General features: G+C 70.2%; 17 protein-coding genes and 2 pseudogenes. 17 read left to right on the top strand and 2 right to left on the bottom strand.

The genetic code is table 11. The features are described from left to right. Positions 1 to 395: 395 nt before the first annotated feature. Positions 396 to 2,246 (bottom strand): serine hydrolase, encoded by a 1,851-nt coding sequence (locus ACIOHC_RS17955; protein ID WP_401843173.1) that lies wholly within the window; start codon positions 2,244 to 2,246, stop codon positions 396 to 398. A gap of 182 nt (positions 2,247 to 2,428) precedes the next feature. Here ACIOHC_RS17955 and ACIOHC_RS17950 point away from each other — a divergent pair, with 182 nt between their 5' ends. The 15 genes and pseudogenes from ACIOHC_RS17950 to ACIOHC_RS17880 all read left to right on the top strand — a co-directional run bounded on the left by ACIOHC_RS17950 (position 2,429) and on the right by ACIOHC_RS17880 (position 17,857). After that, entirely contained in the window at positions 2,429 to 3,538 is a 1,110-nt protein-coding gene (locus ACIOHC_RS17950; protein WP_351073942.1) for a nitronate monooxygenase family protein, read from the top strand. Next, on the top strand, positions 3,535 to 5,085 hold the full coding sequence (locus ACIOHC_RS17945; protein WP_351073941.1) for an acyl-CoA synthetase: 1,551 nt from the start codon (positions 3,535 to 3,537) through the stop codon (positions 5,083 to 5,085). Before ACIOHC_RS17950 ends, ACIOHC_RS17945 begins: the two co-directional genes overlap by 4 nt. A 206-nt stretch (positions 5,086 to 5,291) precedes the next feature. After that, a complete protein-coding gene (locus ACIOHC_RS17940) occupies positions 5,292 to 6,365 on the top strand; it encodes an alcohol dehydrogenase catalytic domain-containing protein (RefSeq protein ID WP_351073940.1) in 1,074 nt (357 codons plus the stop codon). Further along, complete coding sequence (locus tag ACIOHC_RS17935) at positions 6,362 to 7,288, top strand: ROK family protein (RefSeq protein WP_365689063.1); 927 nt, start codon at positions 6,362 to 6,364, stop codon at positions 7,286 to 7,288. Before ACIOHC_RS17940 ends, ACIOHC_RS17935 begins: the two co-directional genes overlap by 4 nt. 86 nt (positions 7,289 to 7,374) lie before the next feature. Then, on the top strand, positions 7,375 to 8,373 hold the full coding sequence (locus tag ACIOHC_RS17930; RefSeq protein ID WP_365689065.1) for a phosphotransferase: 999 nt from the start codon (positions 7,375 to 7,377) through the stop codon (positions 8,371 to 8,373). Positions 8,374 to 8,815: 442 nt separating this feature from the next. Then, the gene (locus tag ACIOHC_RS17925) at positions 8,816 to 9,388 is read left to right on the top strand and encodes a hypothetical protein (RefSeq protein WP_351073937.1); all 573 of its coding nucleotides are present in this window, start codon (positions 8,816 to 8,818) and stop codon (positions 9,386 to 9,388) included. A 132-nt stretch (positions 9,389 to 9,520) separates the two neighbouring features. After that, positions 9,521 to 10,789: an aspartate aminotransferase family protein gene (locus ACIOHC_RS17920; RefSeq protein ID WP_351073936.1), complete on the top strand. Its 1,269-nt coding sequence runs from the start codon at positions 9,521 to 9,523 to the stop codon at positions 10,787 to 10,789. Then, complete coding sequence (locus ACIOHC_RS17915; protein ID WP_351073935.1) at positions 10,786 to 11,700, top strand: inositol monophosphatase family protein; 915 nt, start codon at positions 10,786 to 10,788, stop codon at positions 11,698 to 11,700. The genes ACIOHC_RS17920 and ACIOHC_RS17915 overlap by 4 nt, the downstream gene beginning before the upstream one ends. Further along, entirely contained in the window at positions 11,688 to 12,602 is a 915-nt protein-coding gene (locus ACIOHC_RS17910) for a diiron oxygenase (protein WP_351073934.1), read from the top strand. Before ACIOHC_RS17915 ends, ACIOHC_RS17910 begins: the two co-directional genes overlap by 13 nt. Next, positions 12,589 to 13,452, top strand: coding sequence for an aminoacyl--tRNA ligase-related protein (locus ACIOHC_RS17905; RefSeq protein WP_351073933.1), 864 nt, complete (start codon positions 12,589 to 12,591; stop codon positions 13,450 to 13,452). Before ACIOHC_RS17910 ends, ACIOHC_RS17905 begins: the two co-directional genes overlap by 14 nt. Then, positions 13,449 to 14,468 carry an NAD(P)H-dependent flavin oxidoreductase gene (locus tag ACIOHC_RS17900; RefSeq protein ID WP_401843170.1) on the top strand — a complete coding sequence of 340 codons (1,020 nt, stop codon included), beginning with the start codon at positions 13,449 to 13,451 and terminating at the stop codon, positions 14,466 to 14,468. Before ACIOHC_RS17905 ends, ACIOHC_RS17900 begins: the two co-directional genes overlap by 4 nt. Then, entirely contained in the window at positions 14,444 to 14,707 is a 264-nt protein-coding gene (locus tag ACIOHC_RS17895) for an acyl carrier protein (protein WP_351073931.1), read from the top strand. The genes ACIOHC_RS17900 and ACIOHC_RS17895 overlap by 25 nt, the downstream gene beginning before the upstream one ends. A gap of 31 nt (positions 14,708 to 14,738) precedes the next feature. Beyond that, positions 14,739 to 15,299 carry an MOSC domain-containing protein gene (locus ACIOHC_RS17890; protein ID WP_401843168.1) on the top strand — a complete coding sequence of 187 codons (561 nt, stop codon included), beginning with the start codon at positions 14,739 to 14,741 and terminating at the stop codon, positions 15,297 to 15,299. Then, positions 15,296 to 16,327, top strand: coding sequence for a hypothetical protein (locus ACIOHC_RS17885; protein ID WP_401843167.1), 1,032 nt, complete (start codon positions 15,296 to 15,298; stop codon positions 16,325 to 16,327). Before ACIOHC_RS17890 ends, ACIOHC_RS17885 begins: the two co-directional genes overlap by 4 nt. Positions 16,328 to 16,498: 171 nt before the next feature. After that, a pseudogene (locus ACIOHC_RS17880) lies at positions 16,499 to 17,857 on the top strand (MFS transporter). Positions 17,858 to 17,969: 112 nt separating this feature from the next. Here the strand turns inward: ACIOHC_RS17880 and ACIOHC_RS17875 are convergent. Next, positions 17,970 to 18,143: pseudogene (locus tag ACIOHC_RS17875) on the bottom strand (penicillin acylase family protein); the annotation flags it as partial. 2 nt (positions 18,144 to 18,145) lie between these two features. Here ACIOHC_RS17875 and ACIOHC_RS17870 point away from each other — a divergent pair. Beyond that, the gene (locus ACIOHC_RS17870; protein WP_401843166.1) at positions 18,146 to 18,703 is read left to right on the top strand and encodes a recombinase family protein; all 558 of its coding nucleotides are present in this window, start codon (positions 18,146 to 18,148) and stop codon (positions 18,701 to 18,703) included. 61 nt (positions 18,704 to 18,764) lie between these two features. Beyond that, positions 18,765 to 18,974: transposase (locus tag ACIOHC_RS17865; protein ID WP_401843165.1), on the top strand; the 210-nt coding region annotated here is incomplete at its 3' end.

Below are 18,974 nucleotides of genomic sequence, written 5' to 3'. Positions count from 1 at the left end.
GGGGCGAGCCGAGACAAGTCGCCGAATGCTGGGATTCGACTTCCATCCGCTCGAGCAACTGGTTCACGTTGTTCCGGGTGAGAAGCTTCAGCTTGCCGTCGGGACGGTCTTGACTTCCGGGACACCGCGGTCGGCGCGCTTGGCCGCTTGCGGTGGTACTCGACAGTCCGGCCGACCAGCGTGTACTTCGCACGTCACCGGCCGCGGCGCACGGCGGCCCGGAGCGGGACGGAACCGGCCGGCCCGGCCCGGTCGCCTCCGGTGCTGTTCGGGACGGCCACGACGGACCCGGCCACCGTCGTCCGCCGCCGCGAACCGTGGCGGACCCGGTGGCCCGTTCCATCCGCCCCGGTCCTCCCGGTCCGCCCCGTCCGCCACGCCCCGTGCAGTCCGCCTCAGTCAGCCGAAGCGGTCCATCCCAGCGTCTCGATGCGCGCGGCATCGCCGGACCGGGCCTCGTCGAAGACCGTCCGGTTGCCGTCCTCGACCCGGACGGCGTCCACGTACACCCCGCGTCCCACGTACAGCTGGTCCGCGGTGTAACGCCACCGCAGCCGCACCTCCTTGCCGCGCCATGCGGCGAGATCCGCGTCCAGGCGGTGCCAGACCCGGCCGGACCAGCCGGAGACCGAACCCGTCGGATGGGGATCGGGCTCACTCCCGTGATGACCGGCGATCGGTACGGTGGTGAACGGCACCGGCTGCCAGCTCGTTCCGGCGTCCGCCGACGCCTCCAGGAAGAGGAAGTCGGACCCCGGCTCGGTGTCCCACCACAGGGCCGAACTCAGTGCCGCCCGTGACGACGCGAGTCGCAGCGCGGGCAGTGTGAGCGTGGCCGTCGTCGCGCTCGCCAGTCCGGAGAACCACGCCGTGCGTCCCCGCGTGGGACGGACCGCTACGGCGCGCGCCATCTGATTGGCGGCGGCGACGCGCGGCGCGCTCCCGGAGCGCCAACCGCGCACCGGGTGGACCGAGTTGCCGAGGACGATCAGGAACGAGTCGGTCGTGGGGTCCAGGACCAGACTGGTGCCGGTGAAACCGGTGTGGCCCGCCGTACGAGGAGTCGCCATCGCCCCCATGTACCAGTGCTGGTACAACTCGAAACCGAGACCGTGCGCATCGCCGGGGAACGCGGTGTTGAAGTCGGTGAACAGCAGATCGACCGATTCCGCGGAGAGAATCCTCGCGCGGCCGTACACCCCGCCGTTGAGCAGCGTACGGGCGAGGATCGCCAGGTCCCAGGCGCAGGAGAAGACCCCGGCGTGGCCCGCCACGCCGTCCAGACTGTAGGCGTTCTCGTCGTGCACCTCGCCCCAGACCAGTCCGCGGTCGAGGCCGGACCAGGGGAGCCGCGCGTCCTCGGTCGCGGCGATCTTCGGCTTCCAGGCGGCCGGCGGGTTGTACCGGGTGCGCTGCATCCCGAGCGGAGCGGTGATCCGCTCGCGGAGCAGTACGTCCTCCGTGCGGCCGGTGATCTTCTCCAGGATCAGTTGCAACGAGATCAGATTGAGGTCGGAGTAGAGGTACACCGTGCCGGGCGGGTTGGCCGGCACCTCGTTCCACAGCAGCTCCAGCTTTCCCTCCCGCGTCGGTGCCTTGTACAGCGGAATCCAGGAACGGAACCCCGAGGTATGCGTGAGGAGCTGACGGACCGTGATGTCCTGTTTGCCGCCACCGGCGAATTCGGGCAGGTACGAGGCGACCTTCGCCTCCAGCTCCAGCGTCCCGAGCTCGATCTGCTGTACGGCCAGGATCGAGGTGAACAGCTTGGACACCGAGGCCAGGTCGAAGATCGTGTCCTCGGCCATCGCGATCTGCTGGTCGGGCGGGAACTCCACCCCCGTGTCGGTCTTCTCGTCATAAGCCGCGTAGCGCACGGCCTTGCCGATCGGGTGGTGCAGTGCCACCGTGCCGCCCCGCCCGGCGAGCAGCACCGCACCCGCGTACCAAGGGTGCTTGGGGGAGTCGGAGAGGAATTTCTCCGCATCGGCGACCAATTGGTCCAGGGGGCCCTGCAACAACCCGGCACGAGCGGCCGATCCGCGCCGCAACGTCGGCTGTCCTTGCGTCGACGCCGCGTTCGTGCCGGCCTCTGTGCGCATACCCGACGACTCCGCCTCCGACTCCATGGCCGCCGCCCGCTCCGCGAAGGGGATCGGCGCCAGGGCGAGTGCCCCGCCCAGAGCCAGCATCCCACCGCCCAGCCTGCGTCGGCTGATCCCTCTGCCGGCCGCGTCCTGACTCATCCGGAACCCCTTCCCGCTGCCTGAAAATAATTTTCGAAACTTCGTCCGGTGATGAAACTTCCTTCCGCCGCAGAGATTACTGTCACCACCGCCGTCGCGGAGCACCCCGGCGTCACAAAGAATCTGACACTGCATCAGAAAATGCCTTCCCTCGAATGTCCGACTGCGGCATCCTGCGGCCCATGGAGACGGAGCTGAGCAAGAAACTGGGAGTCGAGCACGCCATCTTCGGCTTCACGCCGTTCCCCGCCGTGGCCGCGGCCATCAGCCGGGCCGGCGGATTCGGCGTGCTCGGCGCGGTCCGCTACACCGCCCCCGACGACCTGGCCCGCGATCTCGACTGGATGCAGGAGCACGCCGGCGGCAGGCCGTACGGCCTCGACGTCGTCATGCCCGCGAAGAAGGTGGAGGGGGTGACCGAGGCCGATGTCGAGGCGATGATCCCGGCCGGGCACCGCCGGTTCGTCCAGGACACCCTGGCCAAGCACGGCGTACCCGAGCTCGCCGAGGGTGACGAGTCGGGCTGGCGCATCACGGGATGGATGGAGGAGGTCGCGCGCAACCAGCTCGACGTCGCCTTCGACCACCCCATCAAACTCCTCGCCAACGCCCTCGGATCGCCACCAGCCGATGTCGTGCGGCGCGCCCACGACCAGGGCGTGCTCGTCGCCGCGCTCGCCGGAAGCGCCAAGCACGCCCGCCACCACGCGGACGCGGGCATCGACATCGTCGTCGCCCAGGGATACGAGGCGGGCGGCCACACCGGTGAGATCGCCTCCATGGTCCTGGTGCCGGACGTGGTCGATGCCGTGGGACCGCTCCCCGTCCTGGCCGCCGGCGGTATCGGCAGCGGAGAACAGATCGCCGCCGGACTCGCCCTCGGGGCCCAGGGCGTCTGGCTGGGTTCGCTCTGGCTGACCACGGAGGAGGCCGACCTCCACTCCCGCGCGCTGACGCGCAAGCTTCTCGCCGCGGGCTCCGGTGACACCGTCCGTTCCCGTGCGCTGACCGGCAAGCCCGCACGCCAGCTCCGTACCGAGTGGACGGACGCGTGGGACGATCCGTCGGGTCCGGGCACGCTGCCCATGCCGCTCCAGGGGCTGCTGGTGGCCGAGGCTGTCTCGCGCATCCAGAAGTACGAGACCGGAGCCCTGCTCGGCACCCCCGTCGGCCAGATCGTCGGCAGGATGAACAGCGAACGCAGCGTCCAGGCCGTGTTCGACGACCTGACCCGCGGCTTCGAGCGTGCCGTGGACCGGATCAACCTCATCGCCGGACGGAGCGCCTCATGAACCGGCCGCCCAACGGCTTCTGGGCCCAGGCCACCGCCGATCCCGGCCGCACGGTCCTGATCGCGCCCGACGGCGAGAGCTGGACGGCGGGCAGGCTGCACGCCGCGGCCAACCGCCTGGTCCACGGACTGCGGGCGGCCGGCCTCCGACGGGGCGACGCCTTCGCGGTCGTCCTGCCCAACGGGGTCGAGTTCTTCACCGCCCACCTCGCCGCCGCCCAGGCCGGCTTCTATCTCGTACCCGTCAACCACCACTTCGTCGGCCCCGAGATCGCCTGGATCGTCTCCGACTCCGGTGCCAGGGTGCTCATCGCCCACGAGCGGTTCGCGCCGGCGGCCGGCGCCGCCGCCGACGAGGCGGGACTGCCGGCGAGCCATCGCTATGCCGTGGGTAGCATCGACGGCTTCCGCCCGTACGCGGAGCTGCTCGAAGGCCGGTCCGACGCGCCGCCCGAGGCCCGCACCCTCGGCTGGGTCATGAACTACACATCGGGCACCACCGGCCGACCGCGCGGCATCCGGCGTCCGCTCTCCGGCAAGCTTCCCGAGGAGAGCCATCTCGGCGGATTCCTCGGCATCTTCGGCATCAAACCCTTCGACGACAACGTCCACCTGGTCTGCTCGCCGCTCTACCACACGGCCGTCCTCCAGTTCGCGAGCGCGTCCCTGCACATCGGGCACCCACTGGTCCTGATGGACAGATGGACCCCCGAGGAGATGCTGCGGCTCATCCACACCCACCGCTGCACCCACACACACATGGTCCCGACCCAGTTCCACCGCCTCCTCGCCCTTCCCGACGAGGTGAAGCGGACCTACGACGTGACGGCCATGCGCCACGCCATCCACGGCGCAGCGCCCTGCCCCGACCACGTCAAACGCGCCATGATCGACTGGTGGGGGGGATGCGTCGAGGAGTACTACGCGGCCAGTGAGGGCGGCGGCGCCTTCGCCACCGCCGAGGACTGGCTGAAGAAGCCGGGCACGGTGGGCAGAGCCTGGCCGATCAGCGAACTCGCCGTCTTCGACGACGAAGGCAACCGCCTGCCGCCGGGCGAACTCGGCACCGTCTACATGAAGATGAACACCGGCGGCTTCAGCTATCACAAGGACGAGACGAAGACGCGGAAGAACCGCATCGGAGACTTCTTCACCGTCGGCGACCTGGGCATCCTCGACGAGGACGGCTACCTCTTCCTCCGCGACCGCAAGATCGACATGATCATCTCCGGTGGTGTCAACATCTACCCCGCCGAGATCGAGGGCGTGCTCCTCAGTCATCCCGCGGTCGCCGACGCCGCCGTCTTCGGCATTCCCCACCCCGACTGGGGCGAGGAGGTCAAGGCGGTGGTCGAACCGGCCGGGGGACACGGGGCGGGGGACACGCTCGCCGCCGAGATCCTGAGTCACTGCGCACACCAGCTCGCCGGGTACAAGCGTCCCAGGAGCATCGACTTCATCGAGGCGATGCCCCGCGACCCCAACGGCAAGCTGTACAAGAGGCGGTTGCGCGACCCGTACTGGGAAGGGCGCAGCGGGGCACTGTGAACCACGGTCCGCCTCCGCGCCGGCCGCGCATGCCCCGGGTGGGCCGCGCCGGACGGGCCGACGTCGGCGACGGGGGCATGGCTCCCAACGGCTCAGAAGCGCTGTTTCTCGGCAGGTACCCCTGCGCTAACGTCGATGGTCGAACACAGCTTCGCCTTGCACGGCGCCGGCAGCGCTCGCTGCCGCACACCGATCGGGAGGTACCTGTGCGCGCACTTGTCTATCTGGGCCCCGGTTCCGTCGAGCTTCAGGAGCGCCCGGCACCGCGTGTCGGCGCCGATGACGACGTGGTGGTGAAGGTCGTCGGCACCGGGATCTGCGGGACCGACCGCAAGATCCTGCACGGGCGCTTCCCGGCCAGGCCGGGTGTGGTGCTCGGCCACGAGTCGGTCGGCCTCGTCCAGGAGGTGGGTGCCGGGGTGCGGTCGCTCGCCGTCGGGGACCGGGTGGTGGTCAACCCGACGCTGTACTGCGGTTGGTGTCCGCCGTGCGTGCGAGGCGCGACGAACTTCTGCCGCAACAAGGCCGGGACGGAAGTCGGCGTGGACCGTGACGGGACGTACGCCGACGGTGTGGTGCTGCCGGAGCGGTTCGTACAACGCGTTCCGGACGGGATGCCGTTCCGCGGCGCGGTACTCATCGAGCCGCTCGCCTGCGTCCTCAACAACGTCGAGGCGGCCGGTCTGACGGTCGACGACACCGTGGCGGTCCTGGGCGCGGGCCCCATCGGGATGCTCGTCGCCCAGGTCGCCGCCCGGACCGCACGGTGCGTGGTCGTGGCCGAGACGGACGACTACCGGCTGTCCGCGGCGCGCGACGCGTTCGAATACGTGGTGGACGTGTCCCGAACGGATCCGGCCGAGGCCCTCGTGAAGGCCTTGGGAGGCGATCGCCCCGGCGTGGTGTTCGACACCACGGGAAGCGGACTGGACGACGCCCTGCGTCTGATCGACGACGGCGGGCGGGTCGTCCTGATGGGCTTCGACGACAGCTACGACGTGCCGCTGCGCCCCCTCCGCCTGACCAATCGCGGGATCCGGCTGATCGGAGCCGGTGACTTCCGCGGGGACACCTTCCCCGTGGCCGTCGACCTGGCGGGCGGTCTGGGACTGGAACGCCTGGTGACGCACGAGTTCCCGCTGGAGGCGTACGAGGACGCGCTCGGCACGCTCGGCGGGGTCGGCGGTGGCGGCACGGACAGGCGGTACGACGCCATGAAGGTCGTCATCCGGTCCGACACCGGCCCGGCCGGCGCCGACGGCTGGCCGGTGGGCGCGTGAACGGGCCGAGGCTGGGCTCGATCGAGTCCGGCGGGACGAAGTTCGTCTGTCTCGTCGGATCGGCGCCCGACCGGATCGAGGACGAGATCCGCTTTCCCACGGGTGAGCCCGGACCGACGCTGGCCAGGGCGGTCGCCTTCTTCGAGGACGCCTCGGCGAAGGAGCCGTTGGACGCCGTGGGCATCGCGTCGTTCGGCCCCCTCGAACTGCGTCGCTCGCATCCCGGGTACGGGCGTCTCGCGGCGACGCCGAAGCCCGGGTGGTCCGGAGTGGACGTGGCGGGGACGATCGCGTCGGCGCTCGGCGTGCCGGTCGGCATCGACACCGACGTCAACGGTGCGGCGCTCGGCGAGGGACGCTGGGGCGCCGCGTTTGACCGGGACACCTACGTATATCTGACGGTCGGCACCGGCATCGGCGGTGGCGCGGTGATCGGCGGACGTGTCATCAACGGCCTGGTCCACACGGAGATGGGGCATCTGAGCGTTCCCCGGATTCCCGGGGACGACTTCCCGGGGTCGTGCCCCTTCCACGCGGACTGCTGGGAGGGCATGGCGGGCGGCGAGGCGGTCGCCGCCCGCTGGGGACGACCGGCGGAGGAACTGAGCGGTGACGTGCTTCGACGGGCCCTGCGGATGGAGGCCGCCTACCTCGCCGCCGGACTGCGCGACATCATCTACACCACCGCGCCCGAACGCATCGTGATCGGGGGCGGGATGGCCGTGCTTCCCGGCCTGTTCCCTCTGCTGCGGGCGGAACTCGCCCGGACACTGGCCGGATATCCCGGGCTGCCGGAGCATGCCGCCGACGACTTCGTGGTCCCTGCGGCGCTCGGCCGGCTCGCCGGACCGGCCGGAGGACTGGTACTGGCCGAGCGGGCCGCCGAGGAAGCGCGGCGCGGGGCCCGTGACACGACCGCGTGACCCTACCGGAGGGCCGGGGCACGGAAGTCCCGCCGTTGGAGGCAGGGACCGCGTGAGCGGGGCCACGAACGGGAAGGCTGGTCGGCATGACGACCGGTGATCACGACGGCCTCGACGCCCGGACCCGTGCGTGGCTGGTGGAACGAGCGCTGCCCGGCCTCGATCTCTCGGCGGTGAGCCCGCTGGCGGGCGGATTCACCAACGACATGCGTCTGGTGACGACGCGCCAGGGGGAGCGGTACGTCCTGCGCCGATACCGCTCCAGCAGGACGCGGATGCGCCGCAACACCTGTGCCGTGGAGACGGCCGTACTGGAACGGGCGGCGCCGACGGTCCCGGTGGTCGACGTGGTCGCGTCCGATCCGCACGGGGACGCCACGGGCAGGCCCACGCTGGTCTACCGCTTCGTCCACGGTGTCTCCCTCGGCCAGGTGCTCGCCGGGAAACCGACCGCGGCCGAGGCGGCCGGGCTCGGCGTCGCGGTGGGCGCGGTCCTCGCAGGCATCGCAGCGGTCCGGCTTCCCCGGCCGGGCCCCTTCCACGATGTCGGCCTCGTGCCGGCCGAGGGCGATGGGGAGGCCGCCGACCTGCCCGGTTTCGTCGAGCGTTGCCTGGCCACAGGCAACGGCAACGCCTTGACGCCCGACGAGACCGACGCGTTGCGCGGGCTCGCCGCGAGGACCGGTCACCGGGTCGCGGACGTGAGCGGGCACAGCCGGCTGGTCCACTGCGATTTCAACCCCAAGAACCTGCTGGTCTCGTGGCAGGGCGGCCGATGGGACGTGGCGGCCGTGCTGGACTGGGAGCAGGCGTTCAGCGGCTCGCCCCTCTACGACGTCGGCAACATGCTGCGTTTCGCCCATCTGTATCCGCCCTCCTTCGTGGACGGATTCGTGTCCGGCTACCGCGACGCCGGTGGTCCCCTGCCGCGCGACTGGCGTGAACTCAGCCGGACCCTGGACCTGTTCACCCTCGCGGACATTCTCACCGCGCCGCCCGACGCCGCATGCTTCGCCGGAGCACGGACGGTGCTGCTCCGCCACCTGGCGCACGAACAGGGACCGGCGTCGGACCGTACCGGCTGAGTTCCACGGTTCCGGGCCCGGAGCGCCGGGCTCGGAACACAGGACCCGGAACACGGAGCGCGAAACACGCGGCTCGGAGACGGTGCTTGTACGCGGTGCGTGGAACACGCGGCCGCCGCGGGAATGCGGAACACCCGCACACGGAAACACCGGATAGGGAACACCCCGTGCGCGGCACCGGACGCCGTCCACAGGCTTCTCACACGCCTCTCCCGAATCGCTTTCTGTCTCCAGTCACATCGCGACTTTCGCAGGGGCGAAAATGCCTTTCCCATATGCCTGGGTAATTCGTTCGGTGAGAATGCGAAGATCGTGAAATGAATCCTTTGATGTTCTTGGCCAATATCCATTCCCCAACAGGCTGATTCGTTCTGGTCAGTGGAAAGTTGGGCCGTTAAGCTGCCGTGAGTCGAAAGATCCTTGAACAAGGGAGAATTTCGCAGTGGAGAACACGAGGCCGGAAAGCGTCCTGCAGTCCACTTCCGGGGAAGGGATTTCGGGAGGATCCGACGGGAACCTGACGCCGACACCGACGGTCAGGTGCAACGGAACCCCGCCCACTCCCGAGCAGAAGGAGGGGCCCTTCTACAAGCCCGACACCCCGCACAAGCCCGACTTCAGGGGCGACGTGGAGGGTGGTACGCCACTCCTGCTCCACGGCGGCATCGTCACCCCCGAGGGCAAGCCCATCGGCGGCGCACTCCTCGACTTCTGGCAGGTCGGGGACGAGGGCGTCTACGACGAGGAGGGGTTCCGACTTCGGGGTCACCTGTTCGCCGACAGTGACGGGAACTGGAGACTGGAGACGGTGCTGCCCGCCGTGTACCCGGGCCGTACGCGCCACGTGCACGTCAAGGTGCAGCCGCCGGGCGGCGAGGTGCTGACCACGATGCTGTACTTCCCGGACGAACGGCGCAATCATCTGGACAAGTATTTCCGGCCGGAGTGTCTGATGGATGTCCATCGGACCGAGGACGGCTGGGACGCCGCGTTCACCTTCGTGCTGGACATCTGAGATTCCAGCACCGGGATTTCCCGGTCCCCATGGGAAGTCATGACGGGCGGTGGCCGTTCCGAGCGGAACGGCCCCGTCGAAGGCGACTTGCCGGGCACGTCGAAATGCCACGTCGTGAGCATCAGGAGACACATGGTCGACTTGACGCACGCCCAAGAGCTGATCTATTACCCGGTCAGCGACTATCTGATGGATCACGGAGAAGGGATCCATCTGTACGACGCGGACGGGAACCAGTACATCGACTGCGCGTCCGGCACCTTCAATCTCAGCCTCGGCTACAGCCATCCCGAAGTGATCAAGGCGATGCGCGACCAGATCGAACGGCTGGTGCACGCGACGTCGACATTCCAGACCAAGCCGGTCAACGACCTGGTGCGACGTCTGGTCGAGGTCACTCCCGACAACCTCACCAAGGTGCACCTCAAGGTCTCGGGCGGGTCCACCGCCAACGAGGGCGCGGTCAAGATGGCCCAGATCAGTACCGGGCGGCGCGATGTCATGACCCTCTTCCGCAGCCATCACGGCCAGACGATGATGACGACCACCATGTCGGGCGAATCCTTTCGCAAGGCGCCCTTCCCGCATCTGATGCCGGGTGTGCTGCAGGTCCCGGACCCCTACTGCCTGCGCTGTTTCTACCGGCAGACCCCCGACACCTGCGGGCTGCTCTGTGTCGAGCGGATCAACGACTTCCTCGACCACGCCAGTTCGGGCAGCGTCGCCTGCATCGTCGTGGAACCCGTCTCGGGCAGCGGCGGCAACATCGTGCCGCCCGAGGGATACCTCGCCGCGCTGCGCACCCTCTGCGACGAGCGGGGCATCGCGCTGATCTTCGACGAGATACAGACGGGCATCGGCCGCGTCGGCCGGATGTTCGCCGCCGAGCACTACGGGGTGCGCCCCGACATCCTGACCACCGGCAAGGGACTGGGCGGCTCCGGCGCCCAGGTCGCCGCCATCATCGCCGACGAGCGGATGTCCGGACTCAGCAGCGACCACCACTCGTTCACCTACGGCGGCAACATCCTGGCGGCTGCCGCCGCCGCGACGACCCTCGACGTCATCGGCCGCCCCGGCTTCCTGGAGAACGTACGAGAGGTGGGCGCCCACATCATGGACCGGCTGCGGGGGCTCGCCGCGGTTCATCCGTCCATCGTGGACGTGCGCGGGCTCGGACTGATGATCGGCATCGAGATCGGCGACGAGGACGGACGTCCCCACAGCGACCGTGCCCAAGCCCTGGCCCGGCGCGGGATGGAACACGGCCTGATCCTGCGGACCTCCCGCTACGGTCGCGGCAACGTCATCAAGATTCGGCCGCCGCTCGTCATCACCCGGGCCGAAGCCGACCTGCTCTGCGACCGGCTGGACGCACTCTTCGCCACGGAGGCGGCATGAAGGACTACGTCGTACGGCTCGCCTCATCGGTGCGCGACGAGGTACTGGCCGCGCAGAACCGGCTCGACAGCCGGCTGGTACGAGGACATTCACCCGGTGGCGACGCGCAGTTCGGCCTCGACGACGTGGCGGAGGCCGCCGTCTGGAAGCACGTCGTCGACGGAGGCGTGCCGGTCGCCGTCTACTCCGAGGACCGGGGACTGCAGTTCCACGGCAGTGCGCCCGAGTACCTGCTCGTCGTCGACCCCATCGACGGCACCAGGCCCGCCGTCGCCGGACTCGAATCGGCCACCGTTTCCGTGGCCGTCGCCCGGATGTCCGAGCGCCCGCGCATCGCGGACGTGGAACACGCGCTGCTGATGGAGATGAGGACGGGGGCCTACCTCTACGGGGAGCGCGGCGCGGACGGGGTGAGTGCCCACGGCTACGACCACCCCGTACCGTCCCTGACCACGACGACCGACCTCTCCCGGATGTTCTGGTCCCTCGAATTCAACGGCCATCCCGCAGGGTTGATGACCGATGCCTACGGCCACCTCATCGACCGCTCCGCGAACACCGGGGGCGTGTTCGTCTTCAACAGTGCCACGTACTCCATCTCCCGGCTGCTCACCGGCCAGCTCGACGCCTACGTCGACATCGGCAACCGGCTGCTGCGTGACGACCCCGGCCTCCTCCCCGAGTTCGAGCGGGTCGGCAACGGACGTGTGCTCCACCTGTTCCCCTACGACATCGCGGCGGCCGTCCTCCTCGCCGAGAAGGCCGGCGCCGTCATCACCGACGGCTACGGCGAACCGCTCGGCGACACCGCGCTCACCGACCTGAGCGTCGGCAACCAGCGTTCCTGCGTGGCCGCTTCCACCCCGGAGCTGCACAAAGCGCTGCTGGAGGGCATCCGATGGAGGGCCTGACCCGACAGGAACCCGCAGCGCGCCCGCCCGCCCCCGACGGCACCGCCGAGTTCCGTGCGCTGCTGGAACGGCTCTCCGACAAGGCGACGGCGGACTACTACAACCCGTACACCACATTCGACTGGCCCGAGTCGATTCCCACCGACGGCTTCTGGATGTCCCCGGAACTGCTGACGGTCCACGGCACCGAGACGATGGAGGCCCTGACCGCGCGGCAACTGCACGCCCTGAGCCGCTGGGAGAGCGTCCACTTCTACAGCCTGAACGTGCACGGCATCAGGGAACTGCTCATCGAGGTCATGCGACGGATCCACACACCCGGCTTCGAGACGCCCTCGGAGTTCTTCCACCATTTCGTCGGCGAGGAGAACGACCACATGTGGTTCTTCGCCACGTTCTGCCTCAAGTACGCCGACAAGATCTACCCCGACAAGAAGCTGAGGCTGCCCGAAACCCCGCAGGACGCGGCGATCGAGAACTTCCTGGTCTTCGTCCGCATCCTGGTATTCGAGCAGATAGTCGACCACTACAACGTCCGGATCGCGGCCGACGAACGGCTGCACCCGACCATCCGCCACCTCAACGGCCTCCACCACCAGGACGAATCCCGCCACATCGCCTTCGGACGACGGCTGGTGCAGTTGCTGTGGGACCGGCTCGTGGCGAGCGGCATCGACGAACGGACCCGGCGCGAGACCGGCAGTTACGTCGGCCGCTACATCACCACGAGCATGGAGTCGTTCTACAACCCCGCCGTGTACCGCGACGCGGGGATCGCGGACGGCTACGCGCTCCGGAAGCGGCTGCTCGCGCACCCCGCCCGGCAGGCCGCACACGCCCGGGTGCTGCACAAGACCACCGACTTCCTCTCCCGGATCGGAGTGCTCGATGCCGGGAACTGACGCCGCGGCTCGCACCGGCCACTGGACCGTACGCGACGGACTCGCCTCCTTCGGGGAGCCGGCGACCGTACTGCTGCGCGCCTTGGACGACGTATTCACCGACTGGGGAACGCGCGCGGGAGCCGTGCGGATGACCTTCCCGCCGCTGCTCGGCGCCGACGATCTGCGCACCCTCGACTACTTCCGCAACTTCCCGCACCTGGGCAGCCCTGTCTCCCGTATCCGGCCCGACCGCCTCGACGCCCACAGCCGGGGGACCGCCGACGGCCCCGTGCCCGCGCGCGACCTCGCCGACGCGGGCCACCTGCTGCCCTCCGCCGCCTGCTACGGCTGCTTTCTGCACTTCTCCGGAACCGCGACGGAAGGCCCGCTGCGTGTGAGCACGGCCGCACAGTGCTTCCGCCACGAAGACCACCACGACGGACTGCGCAGGCTGTGGGGCTTCACCATGCGGGAGATCATCTGCATCGGATCCGCCGAGCAGGTTCGCGACCACCTCGAACACCACCATGCGCGGCTGGCCGCCTTCGCCGCCGCTCTCGGCCTCTCCCTCTCCCGGCAGCCGGCGACCGATCCCTTCTTCGAGAAGGGCGGCGCGCGCACCGTCATGCAACTGCTCGCGCCGGTCAAGGACGAGTACCTGTACACCGACGGCACCGCCGTGGCCTCGATGAACAACCACCGCAACTTCTTCGGAGAACGCCGCTCCATCAGCCACGCGGACAAGCCCGCGTTCACCGGCTGCGTAGCGTTCGGGCTGGAACGCTGGGTGCACGTGCTGAACGAACACTTCGAGGGCGACCTCCGCGCCGCGACCGCGGCTGTCCGCAAGGCCGGCGAGGAGGAGTGAACCGGCTCTCGTCCGCCCTCGGCCTCGACCTGCCGCTGCTCCAGGCGGGTATGGGAGGCATCGCGGGGCCCGACCTGTGCGCCGCGGTCTCCGGGGCAGGGGCCGGGGGAGCCCTGGCGCTCTACAAGGAACCTCCGCAACGGGTACGGGAACTGGTGCGTGCCGTCGTCGCCTCGACCTCCCGCCCCTTCGGCGTGAACGTCATCCCCGAGGTGACGGGCCCGGCCGACTGCCGGGCCCAGCTCCGCGCCGCCCTGGACGAACTGCCGCGGAACGCCTTCGTGACCAGCTTCGGCCTGCCGGACACCGACGCCGCCCACGACGTCGTACGTGCGGGCCGCGCCCTGGTGATCCAGGTCGGTACGCTCCACGACGCGGACGCGGCCCTCCGGCTGGGTGCGGGTGTCCTCGTCCTCCAGGGCACCGAGGCGGGCGGGCACCTTCTCGGCGAGCTGCCCGCGGCGCGCCTGCTGCATGAGACGCGCGCCCGGCACCCCGACGCCGTGCTGGCGGTGGCGGGCGGCATCGCGACCGGTTCCGACCTGACACGGGTCCTGGGGCAGGGCGCCGACGGGGCCATGGCCGGAACCCTCTTCGTTCCCGCGGTGGAGTCCGCCGCCCACCCGTACTACAAACAGCGCGTGGTCGACGCGTCGGCGGACGACACCGTGGTCACCACGCGCTTCGACATCGGCTGGCCCACCCGGCCGCACCGCGTACTACGGAACTCCCTTACGGGGAAGGCGCCCCGACACCCGGCGACCTTCATCGCGACGACCGGAGCGGGGGGCGGCCGTTGGCCCGTTCCCCGGTACAGCGCGGCGGTCCCGGTGGCGGAGACGGTGGGCCGGATCGAGGAGATGGCCATGTACTGCGGCCGGTCCTGTGCCCGGGTCGCCGGGCAGCACCCGGCCGCCGTCCTCGTCGAACGATTCCGCCGTCCCCATGAGGCGGTCGGCCGAACCCACGTCACATCCACGGAAGGTGGGCCATGGAAGAAGCACTCAAGCCGGTGACCGCATGGCTGCTGGCCAGGAACCCGGAGACCGGGGAGATCCCGGCCGATCTCGACCTGATCGAGAACCGGCTCATCGACTCCCTCGGTTTCATGGAGTTCGTCCTGCTGCTGGAAGACCTCGTCGGCCGCGAACTCCCTCTGCAGGAACTGGATGTGGACCGCTTCCGCTCGCTTCGGGCCATCCACGACAACTTCCTCGACCCGCAGGCCACGAGTGTGGGGAAGCATGGCTCGTAGCGCGGCGGGGTCGACCGAGGGAGGTCGGATCGTGGAGTACGGACGGGTCGTCTCCGTGCATCTGGCCGCCGTCGCCGGTGCACCCACCTACTCCGTCGCGCGGGCCCGCGCCGTCGCGGGACGCGGCCTGGAGGGCGACCGCAACTACTGGGCGGGGGACGGGCCGCGACCCGGGCGTCGCGGTGTCGGCCGTGCCTCCGGCGTCTGCGACGTCACCCTGATCGAGCTCGAAGCCCTGGAGGCCCTGGCCCGGGCAACCGGCATCGAGCTGTCCTCCGCGCAGTGCAGGCGCAACGTCGTGTGCCGGGGCATACGGCTCAATCCGCTGGTGGGTAAGGAATTCCGGGTCGGCGGGGTGACGCTTCGCGGGCTTCGGCTGAGTGAACCCTGTGCCCGTCTCGAACAGCTGACCCGTCCCGGCCTGGTCCGTGGTCTCCTGCACCGGGGCGGGCTGCGCGCCGAAGTCGTCCATGGCGGCCCGATCCACGTCGGGGACCCGGTGGGCCACGGCAGCGACCTCACCGTCCGGCCGCCGACGAACCTTCCGGTGCCGCCGGGACGACCGCCCCGCACCCAGGAGCACCGCCCATGACCGGCACCGGTACACCTCCGGGAAACCCCCGTTCCTCCGAGGTCCGGGTACAGATACCCGCCGCGAGCCCCGCCGACCTGCGCGACGCCGTCCGCGAGGCCCTGGCCGCCGCGCACACCCCACCCGCGCCCGCGGGTCCGGCAACGGCGCAGTGGCAGCGGACCGCCTCCGGGGACTGGGGTCTGGCGGCGGGCGGCCTGCGGGCCGAGCTCAGCGTCTCCTGGGACGGCCCGGAACTGCGCATCGTGGGCGGTGTCGACGCGGTCGGTCCGGCGGCGATCACCCACCTGCTGGCGGACATCGCGCGAAGACTGCCGGGCGGCCCACGACACCGAACTCGACACACCCCGCCCGTGTCCTCGGCCGGGCCGGACGGCGGCAACGTCCTGCTTCCCCGCATACCACCACCCGTGCCCACGGTGTCGGCAGTGCACCGCCTCCCGTCCGGTCTCCGCACGCATGAGCTCATGCGCTCACCCGCCGCGGCAGCCCACCTTGCCCTCCATGTCCTGCTCCGTGCCCCGGACATGGGCCCGCGTGCCGACCTCGCGGTGCTGATCGACCACGACGACGCGGGAGCGGGCACCACCGCGGCCCGGCCGCGGCCACGTCTCGTCGCGGACTCGCTGGACATCGGCCCGTCCGTCACGGCGGCCGAGACGTCGGCCCACCGCCGGCCCCTCGGCGGCCCCGCGCCGCCCCGCCCGGCGTTCGTGTTCGACCGCACGGGTCGGCCCGCGGTGCCCGACGGCTGGCTCCTCGGGTCGTGGACCTGCCTGGCCGCGGACGCCGTCCACTGCTCGTCCAGCGGCGCCGAGGGACGCCACCGACTGCGCGCCGCGGCACCACGGCACCTGGTGCGACAGTCCCGCCTGGATCTGTTCGTCGCCCTGTGGGCCGACACCCTGACCACCCTGGTCGCGCATCCGGACCGCCCCCTCGGCAGCCTCGGCATCCCGAGTGGCGCGGTCCCCTGGTTCTCCGTTCAGGGCGCGGACACGTCCCGAACCGCGTCCGCGCAGTTCTGACGTGCGGTCAGCAACGCGGCGGCTCGGAATCCGGTGGCACGCGCTCGTGTGATCCACTTATGTTGTGCGCTCGTGACCGATGCCTCTGAGCACCCATCGAGCGGTTCGCCCGCGACCCCCACGCAACCGCCCGCGTCCGCATCCGGACGGTCGGCGACGACCGATCGCCCGTTGGTGCGGTCCGTTTCCGGTGAGGGACTGTTCTCCGGCACGTACGCCGCCGCCACCGCCAGTTTCGCCGCGGTGATGTTCCTGACCGGGTTCGCCGCGCTGGCCGTGGTGCCGACCCTGCCGATGGCCGCGCGTGTCCCTCTTCCCGCTGGTGGCGGGGTGCTTCGTGGCCGCGAGCCTGCTGGGCGGGGTACTGGGCGGTCATTGGGCGGACCGTGCCGGGGTGCAACGCCCGTTGGCGGCGGGCACGGCGCTCGCGGTGGTCACCCTGCTCGTCTCGGCCGCCAGCACATCGATCTGGCAACTGGCGGCCGGGCGCTTCCTGGACGGGCTGGCGGGCGGAATGGTCGCCGTGTCGATCAACACGGCCGTCGGGCAGGCCTACCCCGACCGCCTGCGCCCGCGCGTGCTGGCCCTGATGAGCACCTGTTGGATCATTCCGTCACTGGTCGGCCCACCGCTGGCGGGACTGGTGGCCGAGTGGTGGTCCTGGCGCATGGTCTTCTACGGGCTCGCCGCCCTTACCGTGCTGCCGAGACTGGCCGTGGTGGCCGTGCTGCGAAGCCGTTCCTGGTCGGCAGCGCCCGTGCCGTCGGGAGAGAAGCCGCCGCGTCCCGCACTGATGGTCGCGACGGCGGTGAGCCTGGGCGCGGCGTCGGGGCAGTACGGCGTCTCGGGCTGGAGCATGCGCCATCTGCTGTTCGCCGTCGGCGGGCTCGCGCTGATGGTGGTGTTCGCCCCCCGGCTGCTGCCGCCGGACACCTGGCGTGCCGCGCGCGGCCGCTCGCGACGGTGCTGCTGCGCGGCATGAGTTCGGGGGTCTTCTTCACGCTGGAGGCGCTGGTGCCACTGCTGCTCGTCACCGACCGGGGCGTGTCTCCCGTGTCGGTCGGTCTGCTCTTCACGGGGGCCGCCGTGGCCTGGGCCGGCTCTTCCTGGGTGCAGGGCCGCCTGCTGGAGCGCTGTCCCCGCCACCGTCTGGTCGTGATCGGTGCGGTGGTGCTGGCGGCAGCGGTCGTGGTCGCCGTCGTGGGCACGCTGCCCGCGCTGCCCCCGTTCGTCGCCGCGTCGTCCATGGTCGTCGCGGCCGTGGGCATGGGTCTGCTCGCGCCCGCCCTCACCTTGCTGTCGCTCTCCCACGCGCCGACCGGTCGGCAGGGCTCTGCGAGCGGTGCGATGCAGACCAACCAGAACCTGGGCCAGATCACGGTTCTGGGCGTGTCCTCCGGCCTGTTCAACGCCTGTCTGGGCGCCGGCACGACCGATTCCGCCGGCTACGGCGCCGCCTTCGGACTGCTGCTCGGGCCCTGTCTCCTGGCCGCGCTGCTCGCCATCCGTACCCGCGCCGACGGCGCTTGAGCGAACCGTGTCCTGCCGCCTCGTCCCCGCACCGGGCGCCTGCTCCGCGGCGGCCCGCGCCCGGCCCCGGGCCGCCTCGGTGGAGGACAGGGGCCGGACGCACCGTACCGGACTACCTGCGTTCGTGCGCCCGTACCACCCGCAGCACGGGTGAGCGCAGGATGTCCTTCTCGCAGAATCGGGACGTCACCCACCGCTCACCGGAATACAACTCGGTCTGGTCGCTGTAGTGGGGCGACCTCGGATTCGAGGACTGGGAGTATGTGAGCAGAGTGCGAGCCCGTGGCCGTGAAGGTCGACGACGACCGCACCGCCATGGGTAAGAATGGTCAACGGGCCGACCGGCCCGCGTACGACGAGGCCGTGAACATGCTCGTCTCCGGAGCGGCAAACGCTGTGCTGTGCCTGCACACCGACCGCCTGTACCGGCAGAGTCGCGACCTTGAACCACTCATCGATGTCGTCGAGAAGACGCACGCGATGGTCTACCCGGTCGAGACCGGTGCACTTGACCTTACGTCCGCCTCCGGCCGGATGGTGGCGCGCATGCTGGCAGCCGTGGCCACCCACGAAGTGGAGCGCGCCAAGGAGCGCATGCGCGACAAGAAGGAAGACCTCCGCGCGGCTGGCGTCAACCACGGTGGCCCTCGCGCCTTCGGGTACCAGAAGGTCCGTCCGCATGCGAAGGGGGAGGTCCCCGCGGCCCCGCAGATCGACCCACGTGAAGCGGAGCTCATCCGCGATGCGGCAAACGCGGTGCTCGCCCGTGCCGCCGACCCGGAGACGGGCCTGACCCTCGCCGGTATCTGCCGGGCGTGGAACGCAAAGAAGGTCACCATGAGGTGACCCCTGTGGTGTGGACACGCCTGACAATGGATCTTGCTGATCCTGGAAGGTGTAGATCTACGTGGCACGGCCCTCGAAGTACAGTGCGGAGTTCCGGTCCGACGCGATCGCGTTGTGGCGGGCTTCGGCCGGCAGGCGGACGTTCAAGGACGTCGCGGCTGATCTGAACGTCAACGCCGAGACGCTGCGGACCTGGGTGCGTGATGCCGACGGTCGTCCAGTCGCCGCAGGCGCGTCGCAGGACACCGAGGCCGAGTTGGCCCGGCTGCGG

This window comes from Streptomyces sp. NPDC088252 (assembly GCF_044740965.1).
GTDB lineage: Bacteria > Actinomycetota > Actinomycetes > Streptomycetales > Streptomycetaceae > Streptomyces.
This window is presented reverse-complemented; position numbering and strand designations above follow the sequence as displayed.

Coding starts and splice junctions, on each gene's coding strand:
- ACIOHC_RS17915 (WP_351073935.1), top strand. CDS start 10,786: ATGAAGGACTACGTCGTACGGCTCGCCTCATCGGTGCGCGACGAGGTA.
- ACIOHC_RS17885 (WP_401843167.1), top strand. CDS start 15,296: ATGACCGGCACCGGTACACCTCCGGGAAACCCCCGTTCCTCCGAGGTC.
- ACIOHC_RS17955 (WP_401843173.1), bottom strand. CDS start 2,246: ATGAGTCAGGACGCGGCCGGCAGAGGGATCAGCCGACGCAGGCTGGGC.
- ACIOHC_RS17945 (WP_351073941.1), top strand. CDS start 3,535: ATGAACCGGCCGCCCAACGGCTTCTGGGCCCAGGCCACCGCCGATCCC.
- ACIOHC_RS17910 (WP_351073934.1), top strand. CDS start 11,688: ATGGAGGGCCTGACCCGACAGGAACCCGCAGCGCGCCCGCCCGCCCCC.
- ACIOHC_RS17895 (WP_351073931.1), top strand. CDS start 14,444: ATGGAAGAAGCACTCAAGCCGGTGACCGCATGGCTGCTGGCCAGGAAC.
- ACIOHC_RS17950 (WP_351073942.1), top strand. CDS start 2,429: ATGGAGACGGAGCTGAGCAAGAAACTGGGAGTCGAGCACGCCATCTTC.
- ACIOHC_RS17930 (WP_365689065.1), top strand. CDS start 7,375: ATGACGACCGGTGATCACGACGGCCTCGACGCCCGGACCCGTGCGTGG.
- ACIOHC_RS17905 (WP_351073933.1), top strand. CDS start 12,589: ATGCCGGGAACTGACGCCGCGGCTCGCACCGGCCACTGGACCGTACGC.
- ACIOHC_RS17920 (WP_351073936.1), top strand. CDS start 9,521: ATGGTCGACTTGACGCACGCCCAAGAGCTGATCTATTACCCGGTCAGC.